This is a genomic window from Flavobacterium johnsoniae (assembly GCF_030388325.1).
Classification (GTDB): Bacteria; Bacteroidota; Bacteroidia; order Flavobacteriales; family Flavobacteriaceae; genus Flavobacterium; species Flavobacterium johnsoniae_C.
The window spans coordinates 1,111,311-1,131,560 of record NZ_CP103794.1; the positions used below are offsets into that span (position 1 = coordinate 1,111,311).

The 20,250-nt window shown below is 32.6% G+C and carries 18 protein-coding genes; 6 read left to right on the forward strand and 12 right to left on the reverse strand.

Going from position 1 to position 20,250, the window contains the following annotated elements; translation table 11 throughout:
* Window positions 1-8 precede the first annotated feature (8 nt).
* The 6 genes from NYQ10_RS04955 to NYQ10_RS04980 all read left to right on the forward strand — a co-directional run bounded on the left by NYQ10_RS04955 (window position 9) and on the right by NYQ10_RS04980 (window position 6,047).
* Complete coding sequence (locus tag NYQ10_RS04955) at window positions 9-791, forward strand: DUF4292 domain-containing protein (protein WP_289879153.1); 783 nt, start codon at window positions 9-11, stop codon at window positions 789-791.
* A gap of 23 nt (window positions 792-814) precedes the next feature.
* Entirely contained in the window at window positions 815-2,068 is a 1,254-nt protein-coding gene (locus NYQ10_RS04960) for a murein hydrolase activator EnvC family protein (RefSeq protein WP_289879154.1), read from the forward strand.
* Window positions 2,069-2,194: 126 nt separating this feature from the next.
* Entirely contained in the window at window positions 2,195-2,587 is a 393-nt protein-coding gene (rbfA, locus tag NYQ10_RS04965) for a 30S ribosome-binding factor RbfA (RefSeq protein ID WP_229353550.1), read from the forward strand.
* 1 nt (window position 2,588) lies between these two features.
* Window positions 2,589-3,788 (forward strand): ABC transporter permease, encoded by a 1,200-nt coding sequence (locus tag NYQ10_RS04970; protein ID WP_289879155.1) that lies wholly within the window; start codon window positions 2,589-2,591, stop codon window positions 3,786-3,788.
* 169 nt (window positions 3,789-3,957) lie between these two features.
* On the forward strand, window positions 3,958-5,385 hold the full coding sequence (locus NYQ10_RS04975) for an MATE family efflux transporter (protein ID WP_289879156.1): 1,428 nt from the start codon (window positions 3,958-3,960) through the stop codon (window positions 5,383-5,385).
* A 59-nt stretch (window positions 5,386-5,444) separates the two neighbouring features.
* On the forward strand, window positions 5,445-6,047 hold the full coding sequence (locus tag NYQ10_RS04980) for an N-acetylmuramoyl-L-alanine amidase family protein (RefSeq protein WP_289879157.1): 603 nt from the start codon (window positions 5,445-5,447) through the stop codon (window positions 6,045-6,047).
* A gap of 194 nt (window positions 6,048-6,241) precedes the next feature.
* On the opposite strand, the gene dusB is transcribed toward NYQ10_RS04980, so the two are convergent.
* The 12 genes from dusB to NYQ10_RS05040 form a co-directional block, all read right to left on the reverse strand.
* Window positions 6,242-7,234 carry a tRNA dihydrouridine synthase DusB gene (gene dusB / locus NYQ10_RS04985; protein ID WP_289879158.1) on the reverse strand — a complete coding sequence of 331 codons (993 nt, stop codon included), beginning with the start codon at window positions 7,232-7,234 and terminating at the stop codon, window positions 6,242-6,244.
* 151 nt (window positions 7,235-7,385) lie between these two features.
* Window positions 7,386-8,672, reverse strand: coding sequence for a phenylacetate--CoA ligase family protein (locus NYQ10_RS04990; RefSeq protein WP_289879159.1), 1,287 nt, complete (start codon window positions 8,670-8,672; stop codon window positions 7,386-7,388).
* Window positions 8,669-10,333 (reverse strand): C45 family autoproteolytic acyltransferase/hydolase, encoded by a 1,665-nt coding sequence (locus NYQ10_RS04995; protein ID WP_289879160.1) that lies wholly within the window; start codon window positions 10,331-10,333, stop codon window positions 8,669-8,671. Before NYQ10_RS04995 ends, NYQ10_RS04990 begins: the two co-directional genes overlap by 4 nt.
* A gap of 7 nt (window positions 10,334-10,340) precedes the next feature.
* The gene (locus NYQ10_RS05000; RefSeq protein ID WP_289879161.1) at window positions 10,341-11,858 is read right to left on the reverse strand and encodes a phytoene desaturase family protein; all 1,518 of its coding nucleotides are present in this window, start codon (window positions 11,856-11,858) and stop codon (window positions 10,341-10,343) included.
* The gene (locus tag NYQ10_RS05005) at window positions 11,858-15,535 is read right to left on the reverse strand and encodes a 1-acyl-sn-glycerol-3-phosphate acyltransferase (protein ID WP_289879162.1); all 3,678 of its coding nucleotides are present in this window, start codon (window positions 15,533-15,535) and stop codon (window positions 11,858-11,860) included. The genes NYQ10_RS05000 and NYQ10_RS05005 overlap by 1 nt, the downstream gene beginning before the upstream one ends.
* A 125-nt stretch (window positions 15,536-15,660) precedes the next feature.
* Window positions 15,661-16,836, reverse strand: coding sequence for a DUF2062 domain-containing protein (locus NYQ10_RS05010; protein ID WP_289879163.1), 1,176 nt, complete (start codon window positions 16,834-16,836; stop codon window positions 15,661-15,663).
* 16 nt (window positions 16,837-16,852) lie between these two features.
* Window positions 16,853-17,338, reverse strand: a complete 486-nt coding sequence (locus NYQ10_RS05015; RefSeq protein ID WP_289879164.1) for a hypothetical protein — start codon at window positions 17,336-17,338, stop codon at window positions 16,853-16,855.
* A 2-nt stretch (window positions 17,339-17,340) separates the two neighbouring features.
* A complete protein-coding gene (locus tag NYQ10_RS05020; RefSeq protein WP_289879165.1) occupies window positions 17,341-17,712 on the reverse strand; it encodes a 3-hydroxyacyl-ACP dehydratase in 372 nt (123 codons plus the stop codon).
* A gap of 5 nt (window positions 17,713-17,717) precedes the next feature.
* Window positions 17,718-18,326 carry a porin family protein gene (locus NYQ10_RS05025; protein ID WP_289879166.1) on the reverse strand — a complete coding sequence of 203 codons (609 nt, stop codon included), beginning with the start codon at window positions 18,324-18,326 and terminating at the stop codon, window positions 17,718-17,720.
* Between the two features lie 3 nt (window positions 18,327-18,329).
* Window positions 18,330-18,926, reverse strand: a complete 597-nt coding sequence (locus NYQ10_RS05030) for a porin family protein (RefSeq protein WP_289879167.1) — start codon at window positions 18,924-18,926, stop codon at window positions 18,330-18,332.
* A gap of 37 nt (window positions 18,927-18,963) precedes the next feature.
* Complete coding sequence (locus NYQ10_RS05035; protein WP_289879168.1) at window positions 18,964-19,599, reverse strand: hypothetical protein; 636 nt, start codon at window positions 19,597-19,599, stop codon at window positions 18,964-18,966.
* The gene (locus NYQ10_RS05040; RefSeq protein WP_289879169.1) at window positions 19,565-20,191 is read right to left on the reverse strand and encodes an outer membrane lipoprotein carrier protein LolA; all 627 of its coding nucleotides are present in this window, start codon (window positions 20,189-20,191) and stop codon (window positions 19,565-19,567) included. The genes NYQ10_RS05035 and NYQ10_RS05040 overlap by 35 nt, the downstream gene beginning before the upstream one ends.
* Window positions 20,192-20,250 lie beyond the last annotated feature (59 nt).

The window sequence follows — 20,250 nt, forward strand, 5'->3', positions numbered from 1 at the left end:
AAATTCAAATGAAAAAATATATATCAGTTTTATTGCTGTCTGTTGCCGTAATTTCATGTAAATCGAAAGCAGTTGCAGTACAAGGAAACAATACAAGCCAAACAGTTGCACCGAAAGAAGATAAAAAAGTGGTAGAAAAACATTATGAGAATAAGTTAGATTTTTCTACTTTATACATAAAAGCTAGCGCGAAATATGTTGATGAAAAACAAAGTCAAAATGTAAGTGCCGAAATCAGAATTGAGAAAGATAAACAGATTTTGATAAGTGTGCGTTTCTTAGGAATTACAATGGCAAAAGCTTTGATAACGCCTTCTTCAGTAAGTTATTACGAAAAAATAAACAGTACGTATTACGAAGGAGATTTTACAAGTCTGAGCAAATGGTTAGGAACAGATTTAGATTATAGTAAAGTGCAGAACTTACTTGTAGGAGAAGCATTTGACGATTTAAGAAAAGGAAAATACACGCAAACCATTGTAGATAATCTTTTTAGATTGGATGAAGAAAAAGATGCTAATTTGAAAAAGACGTTCTTCTTAGACGGCGAAAAATATTTAATTCAAAAAGAAGAGATTTCTCAGCCATCTGAAAATAGAAATTTACAGATTAATTACTCAGACAGTAAAGTTTTCAATCAAGGAACAATTCCAACAAGTATCGAAATCAATGCCGTTCAGCCAAAAGGCAAAACAAATATTAATTTAAATTATAACAATATTTCATTTAACGAAGAACTTTCTTTTCCATATAGCGTTCCAAGTGGGTATAAAAAAGTTACAATTCAGTAAATTTGCAAAATAAAAATAGAAACATGCCAAAATTTCTCCTAAGTCTAGTTTTAATATGTGCCACAACATTTGTGTGGGCGCAAGATTCACAGCAAGAAAAACTGGAACAGCGTAAAGCTCAAATTCAACAAGAAATTAGAGACAATGAAAAAATGCTTCAGTCTGTTCGAAAAAAAGAGAAATCTGCTGTAAATGAATATTTAATTCAGGCAAACAAAATTAAGCTTAAAGAGAAATTAATTAATACTACGGCAAAGCAAGAAAAGCTGATTAGTAATGACATGTATATTAATCAAGTTCAGGTTAATAAGCTTAAAAAAGAATTAAAAGTTCTAAAAGAAGATTATGCAGAAATGATTTTAAAATCATACAAAAGCCGTTCTGAACAAAGTCGTGCAATGTTTATTTTGTCTTCAGAAAGCTTTTTGCAAGCTTATAAAAGAGCGCAATATTTAAAACAATATACCAATTTTAGAAAAAATCAAGGACTTGAAATTCAATCTAAAACAGCTCAATTAGTTGATTTTAATGCAAAACTGGATGGGCAAAGACAAGTCAAAAAGAAAATCATTGTCGAAAACCAAAAAGAGAAAGTTACACTTGAAGCTGAGAAAAAAGAGCAGCAGAAATTGGTTAATTCACTTAAAAAAGATAAAAATAAAATCGCAGCTGATATTCGATCAAAACAAAGCGAATCAAAAAGAATCGACAGACAAATTGATCGTTTAATTCGTGAAGCTATTGCCGAAGCAAATAGAAAGGCAGCCGCAGAAAGAGCCAAAGCGAATCCAGGTTCGAGCGAAGCTAAGGCTCCGGTTTCTTCTTCTAAAATTGCATTGACACCAGAAGATAAAGTTTTAGCTGCTGATTTTAAAGCAAATAGAGGAAGATTACCTTGGCCAGTAGAAAAAGGATTTATTTCTCTTGGTTACGGAGATCAGCCACACCCGCTGCACCCTTCAATTACGGTTCATAATTCTGGAGTTGAGATTACAACTGAAGATGGCGCGAGCGCAAGAGCTGTATTTGCTGGTGAAGTTTCTAAAGTTATTGTTTTATCTCCAGTAAATAAGGCAGTTGTAATTCAGCACGGAGATTATTTTACAGTATACCAAAACTTAAGTTCGGTTTCGGTTAGTCAAGGAGATAAAGTGACAATCAAACAAAATATCGGAAGAGTTAGAACAAGTGGAGATACAGGAAAGACAATTATTAAATTCCTGATTATGCAAAATACTTCAAATAATAATCCAGAAGGATGGCTGCAAAGCAGATAAAAATTTAAGGGAGCATTTAGCTCCCTTTTTTATCACACAGAAATTTTAATTTAAACTAAAAGAGAAATTAATTCTTTCGTTGAACTGAAATTATACGATTGAATTTAAAAATAGTATTTTTGCAAGATGGAAACAAATAGACAGAAAAAAATAGGTGGAGTTATTCAGAAAGATCTGGTTGATATTCTGCAAGGTGAAGTGAGAAAAAACGGGGTTACAAATTTGGTAATTTCAGTGTCTAAAGTAAGTGTAACTACAGACTTATCTGTGGCAACAGTATATTTAAGTATTTTTCCACAAGAAAAAGCTAAAGAAACTTTAGAAGGAATCAAATCAAATACAACTTTAATCAAACATGATTTATCGCAGCGTGTACGTTTGCAATTGCGTCGCGTTCCAAATTTAGTTTTCTTTATAGATGACTCTTTAGATTATATTGAGAAAATTGATAATGCACTTGCAGGAAAAGAAAACCCAATAGAAAACCGTGATCTTTTAGAAAAAAGAAGAAAATCATAAATTGAATTTCCCCTTATACATAGCCAAACGTTATATTTTTAGCAGCAGTAAAAACAATGCTATCAATATCATTAATCGTATTGCCAGCATGGGAATCATTGTTGGTACGATGGCTTTGTTTGTGGTTTTATCCGTCTTTAGCGGATTGAAAGTCTTTAGTCTTTCATTTACAAATGAAATAGATCCTGATTTAAAATTGACAGGCACTTACGGAAAGTCATTTTTTATTGCACCCAATCAGGAAAATGAAATCAAGAAAATAGAAGGTGTCGCTTCTTACACTAAAATTATAGAAGAACGTGTCTTGTTTTTATTTAAAGACAAACAGCAAGTTACATATCTTAAAGGTGTTGATAGTTCTTATGCCGTTGTTAACGATATTAGAAAGAAACTTTTTAATGGTCAATGGCTGAAACCAGAAACGTTTCAGGTTGTTATAGGTTATGGTTTGGCGCAGAATTTTTCTTTGGGAATTATGGATTTCGAAAATCCGCTTCAGATTTTTGCTCCAAAACCAGGAAAAGGAGCAATTGAAAATCCAGAAGAAGCTTTCAATAAAACAGATGTTTTACCGGTCGGAATTTATTCTATAAGCGAAGATTTAGATTCTAAATATGTATTCGCAGATTTAGGTTTAACGCAAGAATTACTGATGTACAAACCTAATCAGATTTCTGGAATTGAATTTAAACTAAAACCAAATGCAGATGAAAGTGCAATAAAGAAGCAACTGAATTCTATCTTTAAAAATAAAATCACTTTAAAAAACAGAGCGCAATTAAATGAGTCATTGTATAAAATGCTCAACACAGAAAATATTGCCGTTTATCTGATTTTTACTTTAGTGATTATCGTAGCACTTTTCAATTTAATTGGAGCTTTGATTATGATGATTTTAGAAAAGAAAGGAAATCTTAAAACCCTTTTTAATCTTGGAACAGACATCACTCATCTTCGCAAAATATTTTTACTTCAAGGCACTTTGTTAAGTGTCTTTGGCGGATTAATCGGATTGGCGCTAGGTATAATACTTGTAGTTTTGCAACAACAATTTGACTTGATTATGATTACGCCAACACTTGCTTATCCGGTTGTTTTTACAATGGAAAATGTACTTATTGTAATGACAACTATTATTTCTTTAGGTTTTGTAGCGTCTTTAATAGCAAGCAGCAGAGTTAGTAAAAAATTGCTTGATTAATTTTTGCTAAAAAATATTACTTATATTTACCGCCTTAAATAACTACAGCATATGATTGTTTCTGCCTAATCCTATTTTATTTTTTAGAATAATTAGGATACTTACGTTTACTTTTTTTAGCTCAGATTTAAAAATTTCTGGGCCAATATTATTTTTATCCTAAAATATCATGACAGAAACAATTATAAAGAAAAGTTTGTTTTCTAAAATTTTCACCACTTTAAAACAAGCCTTAAAAGGCGACGAATCTTTTGATTACACTTCAGGAAGTATTAAGAAAGCCGTAATTCTATTGGCCATTCCGATGGTTTTAGAAATGATGATGGAATCGGTTTTTGCTTTGGTCGATTTGTATTTCGTTGGGCATTTAGAACACAGCAGTTTTGCCATTCAAACTGTTGGTTTAACAGAATCGGTATTAACTGTAATATATTCTTTAGCTATCGGAATGAGTATGGCTGCAACTGCAGTTGTGGCAAGACGCATTGGAGAAAAAGATCCAATCGCTGCTGCAAAAGCAGGAATGCAGGCCATTATTGTAGCATTTGCAGTTAATAGTGTATTAAGCATTTTCGGAATTATTTACGCAAAAGATATTTTGATTTTAATGGGTTCTTCAATAGAATCAGCAGAACATGGCTACCGATTTACGCAGATTATGATTGGTTCCAGTTTATGCATCATGCTTTTGTTTCTAATTAACGGAATTTTTCGTGGAGCAGGAAATGCAGCAATTGCCATGAAAAGTCTTTGGATCGCCAACATTTGCAATATTATTTTGTGTCCCATTTTAATTAATGGTTTTGGACCCATTCCTGCTTTTGGATTAGTTGGTGCAGCTTTGGCTACAACGATTGGAAGAAGTATTGGAGTTTTATACCAAGTTTATCATTTGTTTTTCGGAAACGGAATTTTAAAAATCAAGATTTCTTATTTCGCACCAGATTTTACTCAAATAAGAGCTTTAGTAAAAATTGCAGCTCCAGGAATTTTGCAATTCGTAATTGCTTCTTGCAGTTGGATTTTCTTAGCACAATTAGTAGCAACAACTGGCGGAGATCACGGTTCAGCAGGTTATCAAACGGCGCTTAGAATTATGATGTTTTTTATTCTTCCGGCTTGGGGATTAAGTAATGCCGCTGCGACTTTGGTTGGACAGAATTTAGGTGCTAAACAAATTGAACGCGCCGAGAAATCTGTTATGACAACAGCAAGATATAATGTAATTTTCATGGCTTCAATTATGGTTATTACTTTGGTCTTTGGAAAATATATTATTTCATTTTTCACGAATGACGAACAGGTTAAAACTATAGCAATCGAAGCGTTACAAATCATGAGCGTAGGTTTTATTTTCTACGGAATTGGAATGGTTTTAATCAATACTTTCAACGGAGCGGGAGATACCTGGACACCAACCGGAATTAACTTTTTCGGTTTTTGGCTGTTTCAAATTCCGCTCGCTTTTGTATTAGCGAAACATTTCAATATGGGACCAACTGGAGTTTTTATCGCTATTCCCGTTGCTGAAACTGCTATTACGCTTGCTGGAATTGTTTTTTATAAGAGAGGAAAGTGGAAGCGAGTTCAGGTTTAATTTTGTACAATATTTCTCAAAAATTTGCGTTGAATTTATTTAACCAAAAACATAGATTTATGAAAACCAAGATCAAATTTTTAGTAGTTTTATCCCTAGTTGTATTTGCATTTATGGCCTTTAAGCCAGTAGATAAAAAAATAGTTGTAATAGATGCTGGTCATGGCGGAGATGACTTTGGTGCATCCTTGAATGGTTTGCAGGAAAAAATAATCGTAGAAACAATTGCTAAAAAAATTAAAGCCCAGAATAAAAATGAGAACCTAGAAATTGTTTTGCTTCGTGAAGGTGATCATTTTATGGAATTAAGTGAAAGAGTTTCTATCATCAATAACCTGAAACCGGATTTAGTAATTTCATTACATGTTTCTGTCAATCCAAATAATAAGACAAATGGAGTACAAGCTTTTATTTCGTCAAAAAAAACATTTTATGATCAGTCAAAAGAAATGGCTGAAAGTATGATAGACAATATCGCTGCAACGGGAAACCTTGCTAAAAGAAGGATAAGTGAAGCACCTTTCTACATTTTAAAAAATTCTGAATGCCCTTCAATGTTTTTAGAAATGGGCTTTTTATCTAATGAAAATGACAGAAGTTACATAACCAGTGAAAAAGGGCAAGACGAAATTGCTACTAAAATCTTAGAATCACTAAAATAAAACATAAAAAGACCTTCAAATTTTTGAAGGTCTTTTTTTATGAGCATTTTTGTCATTTCGACGAAGGAGAAATCTCCACGAGAAGCTCGACAAAGATTGGATTTTCGTTACGGAGTTACTTGCGGAGATTTCTCCTTCGTCGAAATGACAATGATTGCGTTTAATTTTGTTTAAAATTAAAGTTTTTTAAAATTCTAAACAAACTCATATCCAGCATAAACCTCTTCAATCTCTTTCATAATTGCGAATAAATCTTCTGGAGCATCAGTTGTAACTAATTTTTGTTTGAATTCTTTAAACGAATGAATTCCTTTGAAATAATTGGTGTAATGACGACGCATTTCTACAATTCCCAAACGTTCCCCTTTCCAGTCCATTGACCATTGCAAATGATTTCTTGCAGCTTCAACGCGATCGATAACCGTTGGAGCAGGTAAGTGTTCACCTGTTTTAAAGAAATGTTTGATTTCGTTAAAAATCCACGGATAACCAATCGCAGCGCGGCCAATCATGATTCCGTCAATTCCATATTCGTTTTTATATTTTAATGCCTTTTCTGGACTGTCGATATCGCCATTTCCGAAAATCGGCATTGTAATTCTTGGATTGTTTTTTACACGTGCAATGTGCGACCAGTCAGAATGACCTTTATACATTTGCGCACGAGTTCTAGCATGGATTGTTAAAGCTTGAACGCCAATGTCTTGAAGTCTTTCAGCAACTTCATCAATATTGATAGAGTTTTCATCCCAGCCCAAACGGGTTTTTACTGTAACAGGCAAATCAGTTCCTTTGATAACCGCTTGTGTCAAACGCACCATCAAATCAACATCTTTCAAAACTCCAGCTCCAGCACCACGGCAAACTACTTTTTTTACTGGGCATCCAAAATTAATGTCAACCAAATCAGGTTTTACAGTAGAAACAATTTTAGACGACATCTCCATTGCCTCTTCATCACCACCAAAAATCTGAATTCCGACAGGACGTTCGTAATCAAAAATATCCAGCTTCATACGGCTTTTTATAGCGTCACGAATTAATCCTTCCGAAGAAATAAATTCAGAATACATCATGTCAGCACCATGCGTTTTGCATAATCTGCGAAACGGTGGATCACTAACATCTTCCATCGGAGCTAGTAATAAAGGAAATTCGGGTAATTCTATGTTGCCAATCTTGACCATCTTCGTAATTTTTTGCAAAATTACAACTTTTCTTCGAATTGGCGTGATATTAGGTGCAAAGTGACATAGTGACAAAGTTGCAAAGGTTTTTCTATCAGCCTTTTACAAAACCTTTGTCCCTCTGAACCTTTGCAACTTTGTCCCTAAAAAATTATCTGTAATCAAAAAACCGAATTGGTTTTCTACTCATTGGATTAAAAACCAATGGATTCAAAACTTCTTTCGAAGCAAATTCAATTTTTGGAGTTACTCTCAGTTTGGCTCTAAAGTGATCTTTTATTTCCTGAAGAAATTCTGGAGTTTGATTTTTGGAAGCAATTTTAATTACAATTTCATCAGTACCTAAATCGTTTGTAGAGATTTCGATTAGATGATTTTCGATAGTATCAAAACTGCTTAAAACATCGTTCATCGCTGGCGGATAAAGGGTTGTTCCTTTGTATTTTATCATTTGTTTTTTACGCCCAACAACTGGGCCAACGCGCAACGTGTTTCGCCCGCAAGCGCAAGGTTCGTTGTGAAGTTGTACAATATCTCCGGTTTTAAAACGCAATAAAGGCATTGCTTCAATTCCTAAAGTAGTAAAAGTCAATTCGCCTGTTTCGCCATTTTTTACAGGAATATTATTTTCGTCTAAAACTTCAACAATAATCAATTCTGGATGATGATGTCCGCCTTTTCCATGTTCACATTCTGTAAAAGCGGTGCTCATTTCTGTCGAAGCGTAAGTCGAAAACAACTTAATATTCCATTTATCCGTGATTTTTTTAGATAGAATATTCATAGAAAAATCCTGTTCTCTCAAAGATTCTCCAATGCAAATTGCACCTTTTATGCTCGAATTATTATAATCGATTCCATGAATTTCGGCATATTCAATTAATTTTAAAAGGAAAGAAGGAACTGTAATTAAATAACTCGGATTGTATTTTAAAATAGAATCCCACTGCATTTCTGGAATTCCCGCACCAACGCGAATAACGCCAACTTTCAATTTTCGAAGACCCAGAAAATAAGCCAAACCAGCCATAAATTTCCTGTCAATTGTTGTCATTAATTGTACCACATCGCCTTCTGCAATTCCTGCACAGGCAAAAGAAATGGCTTCATTATAAGCCAAACGATCTAAATCAGAATCGGTTAAACCAAAAGTTACAGGATCGCCTAAAGTTCCCGAAGTCGAAGCATAATCTATAATTTTATGTTGCGGAACACACAAAAAATCATCGTTATATTGTTGTAAATCTTCTTTGGTCGTAACAGGTAAATGTTGTAAATCTTCTAAAGTTTTAATTTTAGAAATATCAATATTTTGTCCGGCAAAAAGTCTTTTGTAAAAAGGAGAATTCTCGCTGATATATGCTAAAAGTTCAACTAATTTTTGTTCTTGAAAAATTTTAATTTCTTCTAAAGAATCTTTTTCTATTGCTGGAATCATTTTAATTTTCTTTTGACTTTTTTTAAATATTTTTCAATCTTTTCTTTATCTGGAACTGTTGTAATTTCGTGGGTTAAAGCTTTTTCAAAATTAAGCTTTGCCTGCAAGAATTCCTTTTTTTGGTAAAAGTACAATCCTGCTTTATAATACACAACCCAATAATCAGGGTTTAATGATTGATAATATTGAAGAAACTCTGGAGAAATGGTTTCTTTGTTTTCTAGAAGCGAGTCCATTTTATGATCTTCAACTTTAAATTTTTTATAATTCTGAAAAGCAGTTGTTTCCAAAAAAGAATCTTTGGCAATATTTAGATTTTCTGTTTGAAATGATTGCGGAATATTTTTGTTTTGATTGAAAATTAAATTCAAATCATAACAAACAAATTCTCCCAATTGATACGGATTTGCAGAAACCCAAACCAATTTTTCTTTCGGTTTAAAGATAATTCCATGATGCGCCAGTAATTGATTTAGTGCTTTTTCATTTCCGAATCCTAATGGAATGTTTTTTAAACCTTCTTTATTTCGAAGAATTTCAGATGCAATTTTCGGATTCACTTTCGGATTTTCAGACAGCAATTCCTGCATTTTTTCAAATCGATATTCCGAATGGCTGTTTGCAATTTGTTCAAGATTTCTTTTATCTGTTGCAAAAGCTTCGCCTTGAAAATGATTCGAACAAATTAATTGATCAGAATTTGGAACATCGTAAACGTCCATTTTGTTTGGTGAAACTTCAATTAAAATGGCTTTATTATCGTTGGCGCTTCCAACCATAATCGATTCAGAAACAAACACTTTTCTGTGTTTTGCAATGGCAATCGCCTCGTCTAAATTTTTAGCGTGCTGTAAAATTTCACGGGTTAAAATCGAAATCGGCGTTTTCGCGCTAAGCGGAATTTTAGATTTTGAAGCATTTATCGTTACAGTCAAACCTTCTAGATTCATTCCAGAAACGGCTCCAATCATTCCGGGCCAAGTCACCATCATAAACGGGTTTCCTTTTTTCGGTTTTATGAAAGCGGCTATTTTATTTTCCGCGAAAGCGTCATTCACATAAAAATCAAAATTTCGGGCGAGAATCAAATTTCCATCTTCCGATTTTTCATTCCAAGCCGCAAAAGAAGAACAGCCAACTAAAGCCAAATCTTGTAAAGCGTGCCCAATATCGTGCGCCGCGTGCAAATACAAACTGCGCTGATATTGTGGCGCGATATTATCAAATTCGTTCGAAGTATATTGAGAAACACCGTAAATTTCGGTCTGATATTCGTTTGGAACATTCAAATACAATTTACGATTGAACCATTTTAAAAACTGACGAAGTATTTTCTGTTGAAATTTTGACGGAACAAAATCGGTTATTTTGGAGAAAAAAATGCGCTGTTGTTTTTTTAAAAGCGAATCAGTTAAAGCGCCAGTTGTCAACCCAATTTCTAGCGGATCACCTTCAACGTACAATTCCCAAACGCCTTGTTTATTCTTTAAAAGTGAATTTTTTCCAGAGAAGAAAACGCTGTCTGAAACTTTCTCAACAATAGGTTTTGTAGTGTTGTAAGCAGTAAGATCTGGTTTATGATGTTTTGATTTGGAAGTGCCGCAGGAAGTGAGCAAACTTAAAAAACCGATAAAAAAGAAGTATAGAATTCGGTTTTTCATAACTAAACTATTCAGATGCTTTTTTAATTTTTTCCAGCAGATATTCTTTTCCTACAATTTCTGAGCAAGTTACAACAGCTCCAACCGTAACACCCAAGACTCCGTGCATGTTAATACTTTGGCCTGTAAGATAAAGATTTTCTATCTTAGTTTTAGAAGGAATTAAAGTTTTCATCGGATTATTTGAATCTTTAACATATCCGTACATATTGCCGCCGTCACCGCCAATGTAATCGCGATAAGAAAGTGGTGTAGAAGTATGAACTGATTTTATACAATCTCTAATTCCTGGAAATTTCTTTTCTACTTCGTCTAAAAATTTAGCTGCTTTTTTGGCTTTGAAATCCTCATAAGTTTCTCCTCGTTCATTTTCGTCAAAAGTGGTGTTAAAGGTATTTTCCCAATCTTTAACTTCCTCGTATTTCATGTAAGTCAAAAACGTGATTCCGTCTGCCCATTCTTCGTCTTTTTTTGACGGACTCATAGAAGCCATAAACGTTTTGGGCCATGAATTTTCATCATATTCATAAGAACTCCAAACATCGTTGCTACTTTTAAAATGGTAATAATTATGATTGATGTATTTGAAAGTTTTGGGTTTAAAAACGATGTACAAACTGAAAGCAGAAAGTACGCTGTCAAGATTTTGAATTCTACTGAAAAAGGGTTTTCTAAAATTTTCCTGACCCGCCAATTTCAAAGTCGTTTTGGGTTCGATGTTAGAAATGAAATACGTTCCCGAAACTTCTGTTCCGTCTTTCATTTTCACCAAATTCACTTTATGATTTTCAATTTCAATTTTGGTGACTTCTTTATGTTTAAAAAATTCGCCACCGTATTTTTTAAGCTGTTTTAAAAGTTGTTTGGTAATCTGACTTCCGCCGTTTATACAGCGCCAAGAACTTTCGATATAAGAATTTACGATTAAGGCGTGAACGTAAAATGGCGATTTATCGGCAATTCCGGCGTACAGAAAATTGGAACCCGCCAAAACGGCTTTTAATTTTTCATTTTGTGTGAAAGAATCGATGGTTTCTTTTGCATTAAGCGTTAAAACTTCATCGTTATATCTGCCTTCAGATTCGAGATTATAAAGAGGAAAAGCTTTGCAAACTTCTTTTATTTTTTGACAATATTGCTCCAGATTTTCTTTTTCTTCTGGGAAAAAATGCGTCAGTTTTTCAATGAAATTTTCGAAACCTTGTGCGTGCGGATATTCAGTTTTATCATCATCAAAAGAAATAATATCGAAACCATTTTCATCTAATTTTTTGAGATTCAAATGATCCATTATTCCGATGTATTTGAAATATTGATAAAGATTTTGACCTTCGCCTAAACCACCGATATAATGAATTCCAGTATCAAAAATGGTTTTATCTCGAACGAAAGTCTGAAGATTTCCTCCGTATTGATTGTTTTTTTCGAGTACACAAACGTTGTAGCCTTCTTTTGCCAGAATAACGGCAGAAACCAATCCGCCTAAACCGCTGCCAATTATGACTACATCGTACTCTTTTTTCATTATTTTTTCTTTAAAACAAGTAAAGCATTTTCTTCCGAAATAATTTCAAAACTAGAATCAAACTGATTTTTCAAATTTGAACAATTCACTAAAATTACAAAAGAAACATTTAAACTGATTTTTTCTAAATCGTTTTGATAACTTTCATCAGAAATAAGCAGAACATCAAACTCATTTTCAAATGCCGATTCTAATTTGTCAACATAAATTATTTTTCTCTTTTTAAGGAAATAATTTGTTTTGGCAACCAGTAATTTTTCTTCATCATTTATAAAAGAAACTATTTTTCGTTGTGGTTCTTGCAACGCTAATAAAACATCCAATTGCCCGTAATCATTTGCTAAATGCAAGATTTTTGCTTTTGGCTGAATTTGTTTATTTAAATTATAATATGTTTCTAGATTTTGTTTCAGATCTTTTTTGACGCTGTTTCCAACTTCGATTTCTTTATAATCGTAACTGTTGATCAACATTGATTTGAAATAATCTGCGCCTTCAAGCTGTTCGCGAATTTTACGATATTCTGCTTTAAAGAACGAACTAATTTGTTTGGTTCTTTCGGCATAATTAGTTCCAAATGAAATATTTTCAGGAGTTATTCTTTCTAATATTGTAACGGTAAGTGAGCTTTTGTGAATGACAAAATCGCCTTTCGGAATCGCTTCTGAAGCACCGTGAATTACAACAGGAATAATATCTAATTTAAATTCTTCTGCCAAAAAGAAAGCTCCTTTATGAAATCTCTTGATTACATTATTTTCTGAGCGAGTTCCTTCTGGAAAAACCATTAATGAATATCCTTCGTTTACTTTTTTACGCAAATGTTCAACGCCGCCTTCGATTCCTTCTGAAACAGGATAAAAACCTGCTTTTCTAACAATTCCGCCAAAAATAGGAGAGTTGTAAACCCAGTCGCTTACCAGAAAAATGATTTTTGGACTCAGACTTCCAATAGCTAAAATGTCGATAAAAGAGGAATGATTGGCAATAATTACGGCTGGTTTTTCGAAAGTTTCATTGTAATTATTGACGATTTTTTTGCGAATGAAAGGATTTGAATATAAAACCGATTTCATCAATTTTGAAACTACATATCGAAAACCTTTCATTTTTGTTTTCGCGTCAAGCGGAATAATCGGCATTAATGTAAAGCTGAAAATTGACATTACAATTCCGCCCAAACCATAATAGGCAAACGAAATAACACCATGAATAAAAGTGCGTAATTGAAAAGGCGGATTTCCTTTTTTAGAACGATTTGACAAAAATAATTTGAATAGAATCGGATAGAAAATAAACGTAATAATTAATGCTGCAAAAACTCCAATTAATGAAACCGACGAAATAGATGTTAATGCTGGATGTTTTGCAAAAATCATCGCGCCAATTCCGAGAATGGTTGTAATTACCGCTAGAATAATTGACGTTCTATAAATGGCAATTTCGTTTTTTCCGTTGGTATATTCTTTTTGAAGTGCGCTTGTCATAAAAATACTAAAATCGACTCCGTGACCAAAAATCAAAGTGCAGACAATCATACTGAAAATATTCATTTGAATGCCAAAAACGCCCATAATTCCTGCGGTTACAATTCCTGTCAACGCAATTGGAATACAGCTGATAATAACCAATTCGATTCTTCGGAAAAAGAAAAACAAAATCAGAATTACGGCAACAAAAGAATAATTGACAAGAGAATTAAAATCGGTTTTTAAAGTGCTGAAAAACGTTTCGTTCATTTGCTGACGATCGATTGCAATAACATTTTCTTTTGCTGAAGCTGATTTTACAAATGCATCTCGCTGTTCTGGCGTAACTTTTACTAAAGTAGAAATCGTATAAAAATCATTTTTTTCTGTAATGAATTCTTGTAATTGAAGCGCTTTAATTTTTAAAAATTCAGTTGCAGAAACAGGTTTGAAATCAAAATCTAAATGATCGAAAAATAAAGAATAAGTAGTTGGTTTAAAACCAAGTTTTGAACCTTCGGAAATCAATTCAGATTGTACGAATTGTTTTTTCTGTGAAGTCCAAAATGAATTCCATTTTTCAATTTTTTGTTGTTGTTCTTTTTGAGAAAGTACGATGCCGCCAACAGAACTAAAGTTTAGAATTTTATCTTGATTTTTTTCTTTTGATAAATCAGAAAAAAGTTGGCTATTATGTTGCAAAGCTTCTTCCATTGTTTTTCCATAAGAAGCGACATAAATCGTTTTGGAAGTTAAACTTGTGCTTTCTTCCAATTGTTTTTCGGCAGCTTTAATATCTTTTGGAATAAAATTTAGCTGAGACAAATCATTATTGAAACCAACATCATTATAAGTAAAACAACAGATAATCGTGATGATAACACAAAGTCCGATTAAGATTTTATTGTTGTGAAATGAAAAATGCGCCATTTTATCAATCACATTTTTCTTATGTTCTGCCGGATTTTCTTTTGGTTTGTATAAATGAGGAACAATTAAAAGAGAAAAAATAGCCGAAGCCATTACAATAACGGCGGCAAAAATTCCCAAATCATTCAGCGCGTCAGATTTTACAAAAAGCAGACATAAAAAAGCAACCGCAGTTGTAGAGCTACTCATTATTACAGGCATTGTGATGTCTTTGTATAAAGTCTTTACATCGCTGTTATGTTTGTAATGCGTGAGAATATGAATAGAATAATCGATTGTAATTCCCAATAAAATAGAACCAATTCCTAATGAAATTGCCGAAATCTGTTCTCTAACAAAATATAAAAATGCAACGGCAAATAAACCTCCAAAAACCGTCGGTAGAAAAATTATCAGCGGAATTAAAACTTTGCGGTAGAATAAAATCAGAATTAGCATTAAAGTAAACATCGCGATGGATGTTGTCAAAATAATATCGCCTTTTATCTGATTGGCATTTGCAACAGCAATTAAGGCAGAACCAAAATAACTAATGGAAGTTTTTCCTTTAAATTTGGTATTTAAATTCTCTTGAACCGATTTTAGTTTTTCGGCAAAAATGGTGTTCTTTTCTGTTTCGCTAGACGGAATATTCGAAGTGATAAAAAGCAGTAATTTCTTTTTGTCCTTTGTCATTACAAAACCGTTTTCTAGTGTAAAATCGTCACCAATATTTAATTGCTGTAATTTTTTTAAGGCAATAAACGAAATACCAAACGGATCTTGTAGAATAAAGTCTTTGGTAACAAATCCAGAAGGTGAAATGATTGATTTGTAATTTCCTTGAACGGTTGCTGCAATACTGTCTTTTTGCAGTTTTTGTTCGATGTTTTTATAATCGTTATCCTCTAGAAAAAGCGGCAGATTATTATAAACAAAATCTATAGTTTCCTGAATGTTTTCTTCGTCGATTTTTCCTTGAATTCCTGTTATGTAAGGTTTGCAGGATTTAGAAACGCTGTCTGAAAATGCAGTTGCCATTTCTTTTAAATCTTCGGCAGAACCATTTTTTTCTAGTTTGAAAATTACGGTTGTTTTATCGGCAAAATTTAATTGTTTCAGCACTTTTGCCGTAACATCGGTTTTGTCGTTTGTTGGAATAAGTTTGGTAATATCTTCCTCAAATTTTAATCTCGAAGCAAAAAATCCAAAAACAAGAAGCATCAAAACAGCCAAAAAAACCGATAAAGATTTTCTTCGATTTACAAATAAATGAATGGCGTAGAAGTATTGATGCATGGTTTTGGTTTAAAATTTTTTTGCCACAGATTAAAGTGATTCGCACAGATTTTTTTTCGCCACGAATTTCACTAATTTCCACAAATTAATTCGTGATAATTCGTGAAATTCGTGGCAAACATAACTTAAATATTCGTTTTATTTTTAGAACTAAAAGCCGTTAAAAGCAAATAACTTATAAGACCAACTGATAGCGCTGAAACGGTTGCTAAAATAAGACTTCCGACAATATATTGAGCTGCATTTTTTTGAATATCGTCAAACGTCATCGAACTATCTAAAATGAGCGGTGCATCTGAAGACACAAAATAGCTTCCTATTTTTAAGGACCCGAAAATGATAAACGGAATAAAAGGCGGAAAACTTACGTTAGAAGTCAAAAAAGCAATGACTTTGTTGAGCTTAAACAAAGCGGCTAAAGAAAAAAGCAATATGGTTTGAAATCCCCAGAAAGGCGAAAGTCCAATAAAAATTCCTAAAGCAATTGCAGCAGATTTTTTAAAATTAGAATCTGAACTTTCTAAAATATCTTCGAGAAAGAATTTCTTAAATCCTTTTTTTTTTGCGTTCCTAAAAAAATCCCTAGGCTTTATGTACAACAAAGTATTGGTTACCAAAACAGTATTCAAAATACTAATTCGGGTAAAATCCTGAAAAGGGCGAAAATGTGAAACTCTTTCAGCAGGATCATACAAAACCTGAATCGGAATATTTTTTACCACAATTCCTTTCCAAGCTGCACGAACAATTACTTCGATTTCAAATTCAAATTTATTGGTATAAAATCGTTTTGGCAATAATCGAAGCGGATACAATCTAAATCCAGATTGTGTGTCGTCGAGTTTGATTCCAGTTTCAAACTTGAACCAGAAATTAGAGAATTTGTTTCCGAAACTGCTTTTCTTCGGCACATTTTCTTGCGTCATGTTTCGGCTTCCGATTAAAAGCGAATTTGGATTATTTTGAATTTCTTCCAAAAAAACAGGAATATCAGAAGCAAAATGTTGTCCATCAGAATCAATTGTAATGGCGTATTCGAAGTTCAATTCTAAAGCTTTTCTAAAACCATTTCTCAGCGCACGTCCTTTTCCTAAATTTTGAGGATGGTGAATCTGCGTCAGCTGCGAATATTGTTTTAAAATTTCACTTGTCGAATCGGTTGAACCGTCATTAACAATGATAATATTTGTGGTGAAATCTAAAATAGAATCCAGTACTTTTTTCAGTGTTTTCGGGTTATTGTAAGTGGGCACAATAACGCAAAAGCTGATCGAATTAAGTAATTCCTGATGTGATTTCATGAGGTGTTTTTTGAGCTTACTTCACGAATTGCTTCTCTTTTTCTGAGAAACTTTTTGATTGTAAAACGAAGTCTTTAAGATATTCTTTCAAAGCCGCACCTTGTCCTGCATAATAGGTTGTGATGAACTTTTTGTCTTCTTTTATATTTTTTTTGTAACCCGTAATAGCAGGAACGTCTTCTTGAACGCTTAAACGAATCATTCGCATTTCTATATTACTTGGATCACTTTTAATTGTAGCTTCAAGAAGTTTTGCGCCTTCTTTAAAACGTTCAATTTTTTCGCCTAATTTTTTTTCAAATTTAGAATCTACTAAAATCGAAGCCGCTTTGTAAGCCACTAAAATTTTATCATCATTATGAGAAACGGTTGCAAGTTTTGCCGCAAAATCTTTGGCATTTGCTTCTGATTTTGCAACATCAGAATACATTTTGCGTATTGAAGCCAAATCTGGCGTTCCAACAAAACTAATCCATAAAAATAATGTCAATAATACTTTCATAATTATATTTTTTTGAACACTGTGCTCAATTTAAGTGCAGTCGTGTCGTTAAAGTAAGTCGTGTTTTTCACTTTTACTAAATTGTCTTCAGTTGCCGTAATGTCTAATTCTAAACGCAATTCTGGCGTAGCTTCAGGATTAATAAGCGCCATGAATTTGACATTTGTCAATGTTTGAATTAACAAAGATTCTTGTGTGAATTTCTCTGTCAATTCTTTGATAATCTGAATCATGCAAACTCCTGGCATAATCGGATTTCCAGGAAAATGACCTTTGAAAACTTCATGTTTTTCATTAACCAAAATAGTAACATTATATTTTGAATCGGATACTTTTTCCTCCGATAGAACTTTGTAAAAATCGTTTAAAATCATATTTTTTATTTTCCGAATGAATAGGAAATTCCTAGCTGAAAATTAATATTAGTATTATAATCTCCGAATAAATAATAATTATTCGAGTCATTTTGATAATAATCACTGCTTAAAATATCAAGCAAACCTTTCTTAAAACGCGCTTCGAATGTTAAACCAGACGGAAGAGCATAAGCAACTCCTAAAACTAAACCAAGATCATTTTGCGCTTTTCTAACCGCCAGATTATCATTCAATAAAATATCTAATGTTGGCCCAGCTTGAAATTGAATTCCTTGCGGTAAAGTAAATTTGTTCATTACCGAAAGTGACAAATAATTTATTTCAAGATCCAGATGTTCAGTTCTATTGGTCTGCGTGTTTTCATCAAAATAATTACGGGCAACATTATTAGAACCTTGTCTGGTGTAATTAAGTTCTGGTTGAAGCGCATAAATTTTTGTAATCTTAATTTCAGAAAAACCACCAACATAAAAATCAGTTTTATAATCGGCATGCATTTCAGAAATCGTCGAAAAACTAAATCCGCCTCTTAAACCAGGTTTAACACTTATTTGAGCTTGTATATTTAAAACTGTAAAAACAGCAATAAAGAAAAGGACTCTTTTTTTCATGCATTATTTTGTTTTAAAAGTATAGCTAATACCAATTTGAAAAACCTGATTTAAAATTGCATCATTAGTGTAGTATCCATCGTTATCGTAATAATCGTAACCATAAATATCTACCAATCCTTGTTTAATTCTCGCTTCAAATGTCAAACCATTTGGTAATGTATAACCAATACCTCCAACTATCGCCAAGTCAAAATCTTCAGGATTAGAATTGATGTAATTATCACCAACTTTTAAATCTAAAGAAGGTCCTGCCAATAGATGAAAACCGCCACCATTAAAGTTAAATTTTGCAACTGCTCCAAGTGTTATATAATTTAGCTCATAATTTATATTACGATAACTACCGTTGTTAAAATATTCTCTTCCTTCATCGCCTTGTCTTGAGTACGTAATCTCTGGCTGTAAAGAAAAGAACTTATTAAATTTAATGTTTACTAATCCACCAACATAGAAATCTGTTTTTGAATTATTGTCGTCTATATTCGTTAACGTTGATACGTTCAAACCGCCTCGAAGTCCTGGACTAACTTTTACTTGTGCTTGAGAATATTGAATTCCAAATAACAAAACAAATGCAATTAAAGTTATTTTTTTCATCTTGGGATTAGTTTAGTTTTACGGTTAGTTTAATTTTCTATTCTGATTTAAAATAATTCAGCTCAATTTTAAGCTTAATATTTTGATGAATAATCTGAATGTTTTCAGCAAAAATATTGTTTTCTGAATTGAAAAGCAGTGTAAATTTTTCTTTTGTTTTAGAAGAATGAACGATCTTTTCTAGTTTTTGATCTTTTTTGGAGATAAAAATGTAATTATCCCTTTTGCCGTCTTTAGATTTATAAATATCAGAAGATTCATTTTCAAATTGTTCCTGAATTACGTATTCCTTTTTTAAAAGCAATCGAAAATCTTCTTTTAAAGTATTAATTAAGATTTTTCGATCTAATTCTGAAACAATAGAATTGACTTTAAAATCATTTTCAGAAATTTCAAAATCCATTAATTTGTTTCCGAATTCTGTTGTAAAAACAATTCTGTGTGTTGTATCGTTTATCTTTTTTGCAATGAAAATTCCTGATATTTCGTTTCCGTAAACGCTGATATTGGTTTTATAAACATAATCAGTTTTTGAATCTGCAAAATAGGGAACTGCATAAGACGTTTTGTCTAATTTTTTAGGCGTATAGTTTTTTGTGACCGAGCCACAAGAGATTAAAACAATCGCTAAAAAGCAATTAATTAGTAAAAACTGAATCGTCGATTTTTGCATTGATCACTTTATTTTTAAGCACAATTCTGGTATAATCTTCAGATGATTCTAATAATTTTACCTGAACCACCGTTGCTTCTTCTTTATCAAAAGTCAGTTCAATTTGTTTTATGTATTTTTTCAAAGTCGCATCTTTCGGAATAAATTTCGCTAGGTTTTGACCTTTCAATTTAAAATACGAAATCGTAAATTCTTTATCGTCAAACATATTTCCGCTTACGCTTCCAACAATTAATTTATTGATGCGAGCAAAGATTTTGCTGTTTCCAATATCAACGGCGCTTTTCTTTCCTTCGTCGTTAATTAGGATTTTTCCATTTTTGAAAGTGATGCTATAATTGTACGGTTTTTTATATTGCCATTGCAAAAGTGCAGGTTCCTTAAAAAACATTTTTCCAGATGTTTCAATATCTTTCGACAAAAAATCCAAATGTTTGTACTGAACAAAATCAGTACTTAAGGTTTTGATTTTTTTCGCCACAACATTTACATCTTCTTTAAATTGAGCAATTTCTGCAACAGTCATTTTTTGTTCTTGAGCGAACAAACTGCCTGAAATAAAAAGAATAAGTATAACTAATTTAGTTTTCATATTTTTAAGATTGTGCTTATTATTTTTGCCACGAATTACACCAATTTTCACGAATTTTA

Bases quoted from the DNA above. Each gene is read 5' to 3' on its own strand.
- NYQ10_RS04980 (WP_289879157.1), top strand. From the start codon at position 5,445: ATGAAAACCAAGATCAAATTTTTAGTAGTTTTATCCCTAGTTGTATTT.
- rbfA (WP_229353550.1), top strand. From the start codon at position 2,195: ATGGAAACAAATAGACAGAAAAAAATAGGTGGAGTTATTCAGAAAGAT.
- NYQ10_RS05010 (WP_289879163.1), bottom strand. From the start codon at position 16,836: ATGAAATCACATCAGGAATTACTTAATTCGATCAGCTTTTGCGTTATT.
- dusB (WP_289879158.1), bottom strand. From the start codon at position 7,234: ATGGTCAAGATTGGCAACATAGAATTACCCGAATTTCCTTTATTACTA.
- NYQ10_RS05015 (WP_289879164.1), bottom strand. From the start codon at position 17,338: ATGAAAGTATTATTGACATTATTTTTATGGATTAGTTTTGTTGGAACG.
- NYQ10_RS05030 (WP_289879167.1), bottom strand. From the start codon at position 18,926: ATGAAAAAAATAACTTTAATTGCATTTGTTTTGTTATTTGGAATTCAA.
- NYQ10_RS05040 (WP_289879169.1), bottom strand. From the start codon at position 20,191: ATGAAAACTAAATTAGTTATACTTATTCTTTTTATTTCAGGCAGTTTG.
- NYQ10_RS05025 (WP_289879166.1), bottom strand. From the start codon at position 18,326: ATGAAAAAAAGAGTCCTTTTCTTTATTGCTGTTTTTACAGTTTTAAAT.
- NYQ10_RS04995 (WP_289879160.1), bottom strand. From the start codon at position 10,333: ATGAAAAACCGAATTCTATACTTCTTTTTTATCGGTTTTTTAAGTTTG.
- NYQ10_RS04990 (WP_289879159.1), bottom strand. From the start codon at position 8,672: ATGATTCCAGCAATAGAAAAAGATTCTTTAGAAGAAATTAAAATTTTT.
- NYQ10_RS04975 (WP_289879156.1), top strand. From the start codon at position 3,958: ATGACAGAAACAATTATAAAGAAAAGTTTGTTTTCTAAAATTTTCACC.
- NYQ10_RS05020 (WP_289879165.1), bottom strand. From the start codon at position 17,712: ATGATTTTAAACGATTTTTACAAAGTTCTATCGGAGGAAAAAGTATCC.
- NYQ10_RS04955 (WP_289879153.1), top strand. From the start codon at position 9: ATGAAAAAATATATATCAGTTTTATTGCTGTCTGTTGCCGTAATTTCA.
- NYQ10_RS05035 (WP_289879168.1), bottom strand. From the start codon at position 19,599: ATGCAAAAATCGACGATTCAGTTTTTACTAATTAATTGCTTTTTAGCG.
- NYQ10_RS05000 (WP_289879161.1), bottom strand. From the start codon at position 11,858: ATGAAAAAAGAGTACGATGTAGTCATAATTGGCAGCGGTTTAGGCGGA.
- NYQ10_RS05005 (WP_289879162.1), bottom strand. From the start codon at position 15,535: ATGCATCAATACTTCTACGCCATTCATTTATTTGTAAATCGAAGAAAA.
- NYQ10_RS04960 (WP_289879154.1), top strand. From the start codon at position 815: ATGCCAAAATTTCTCCTAAGTCTAGTTTTAATATGTGCCACAACATTT.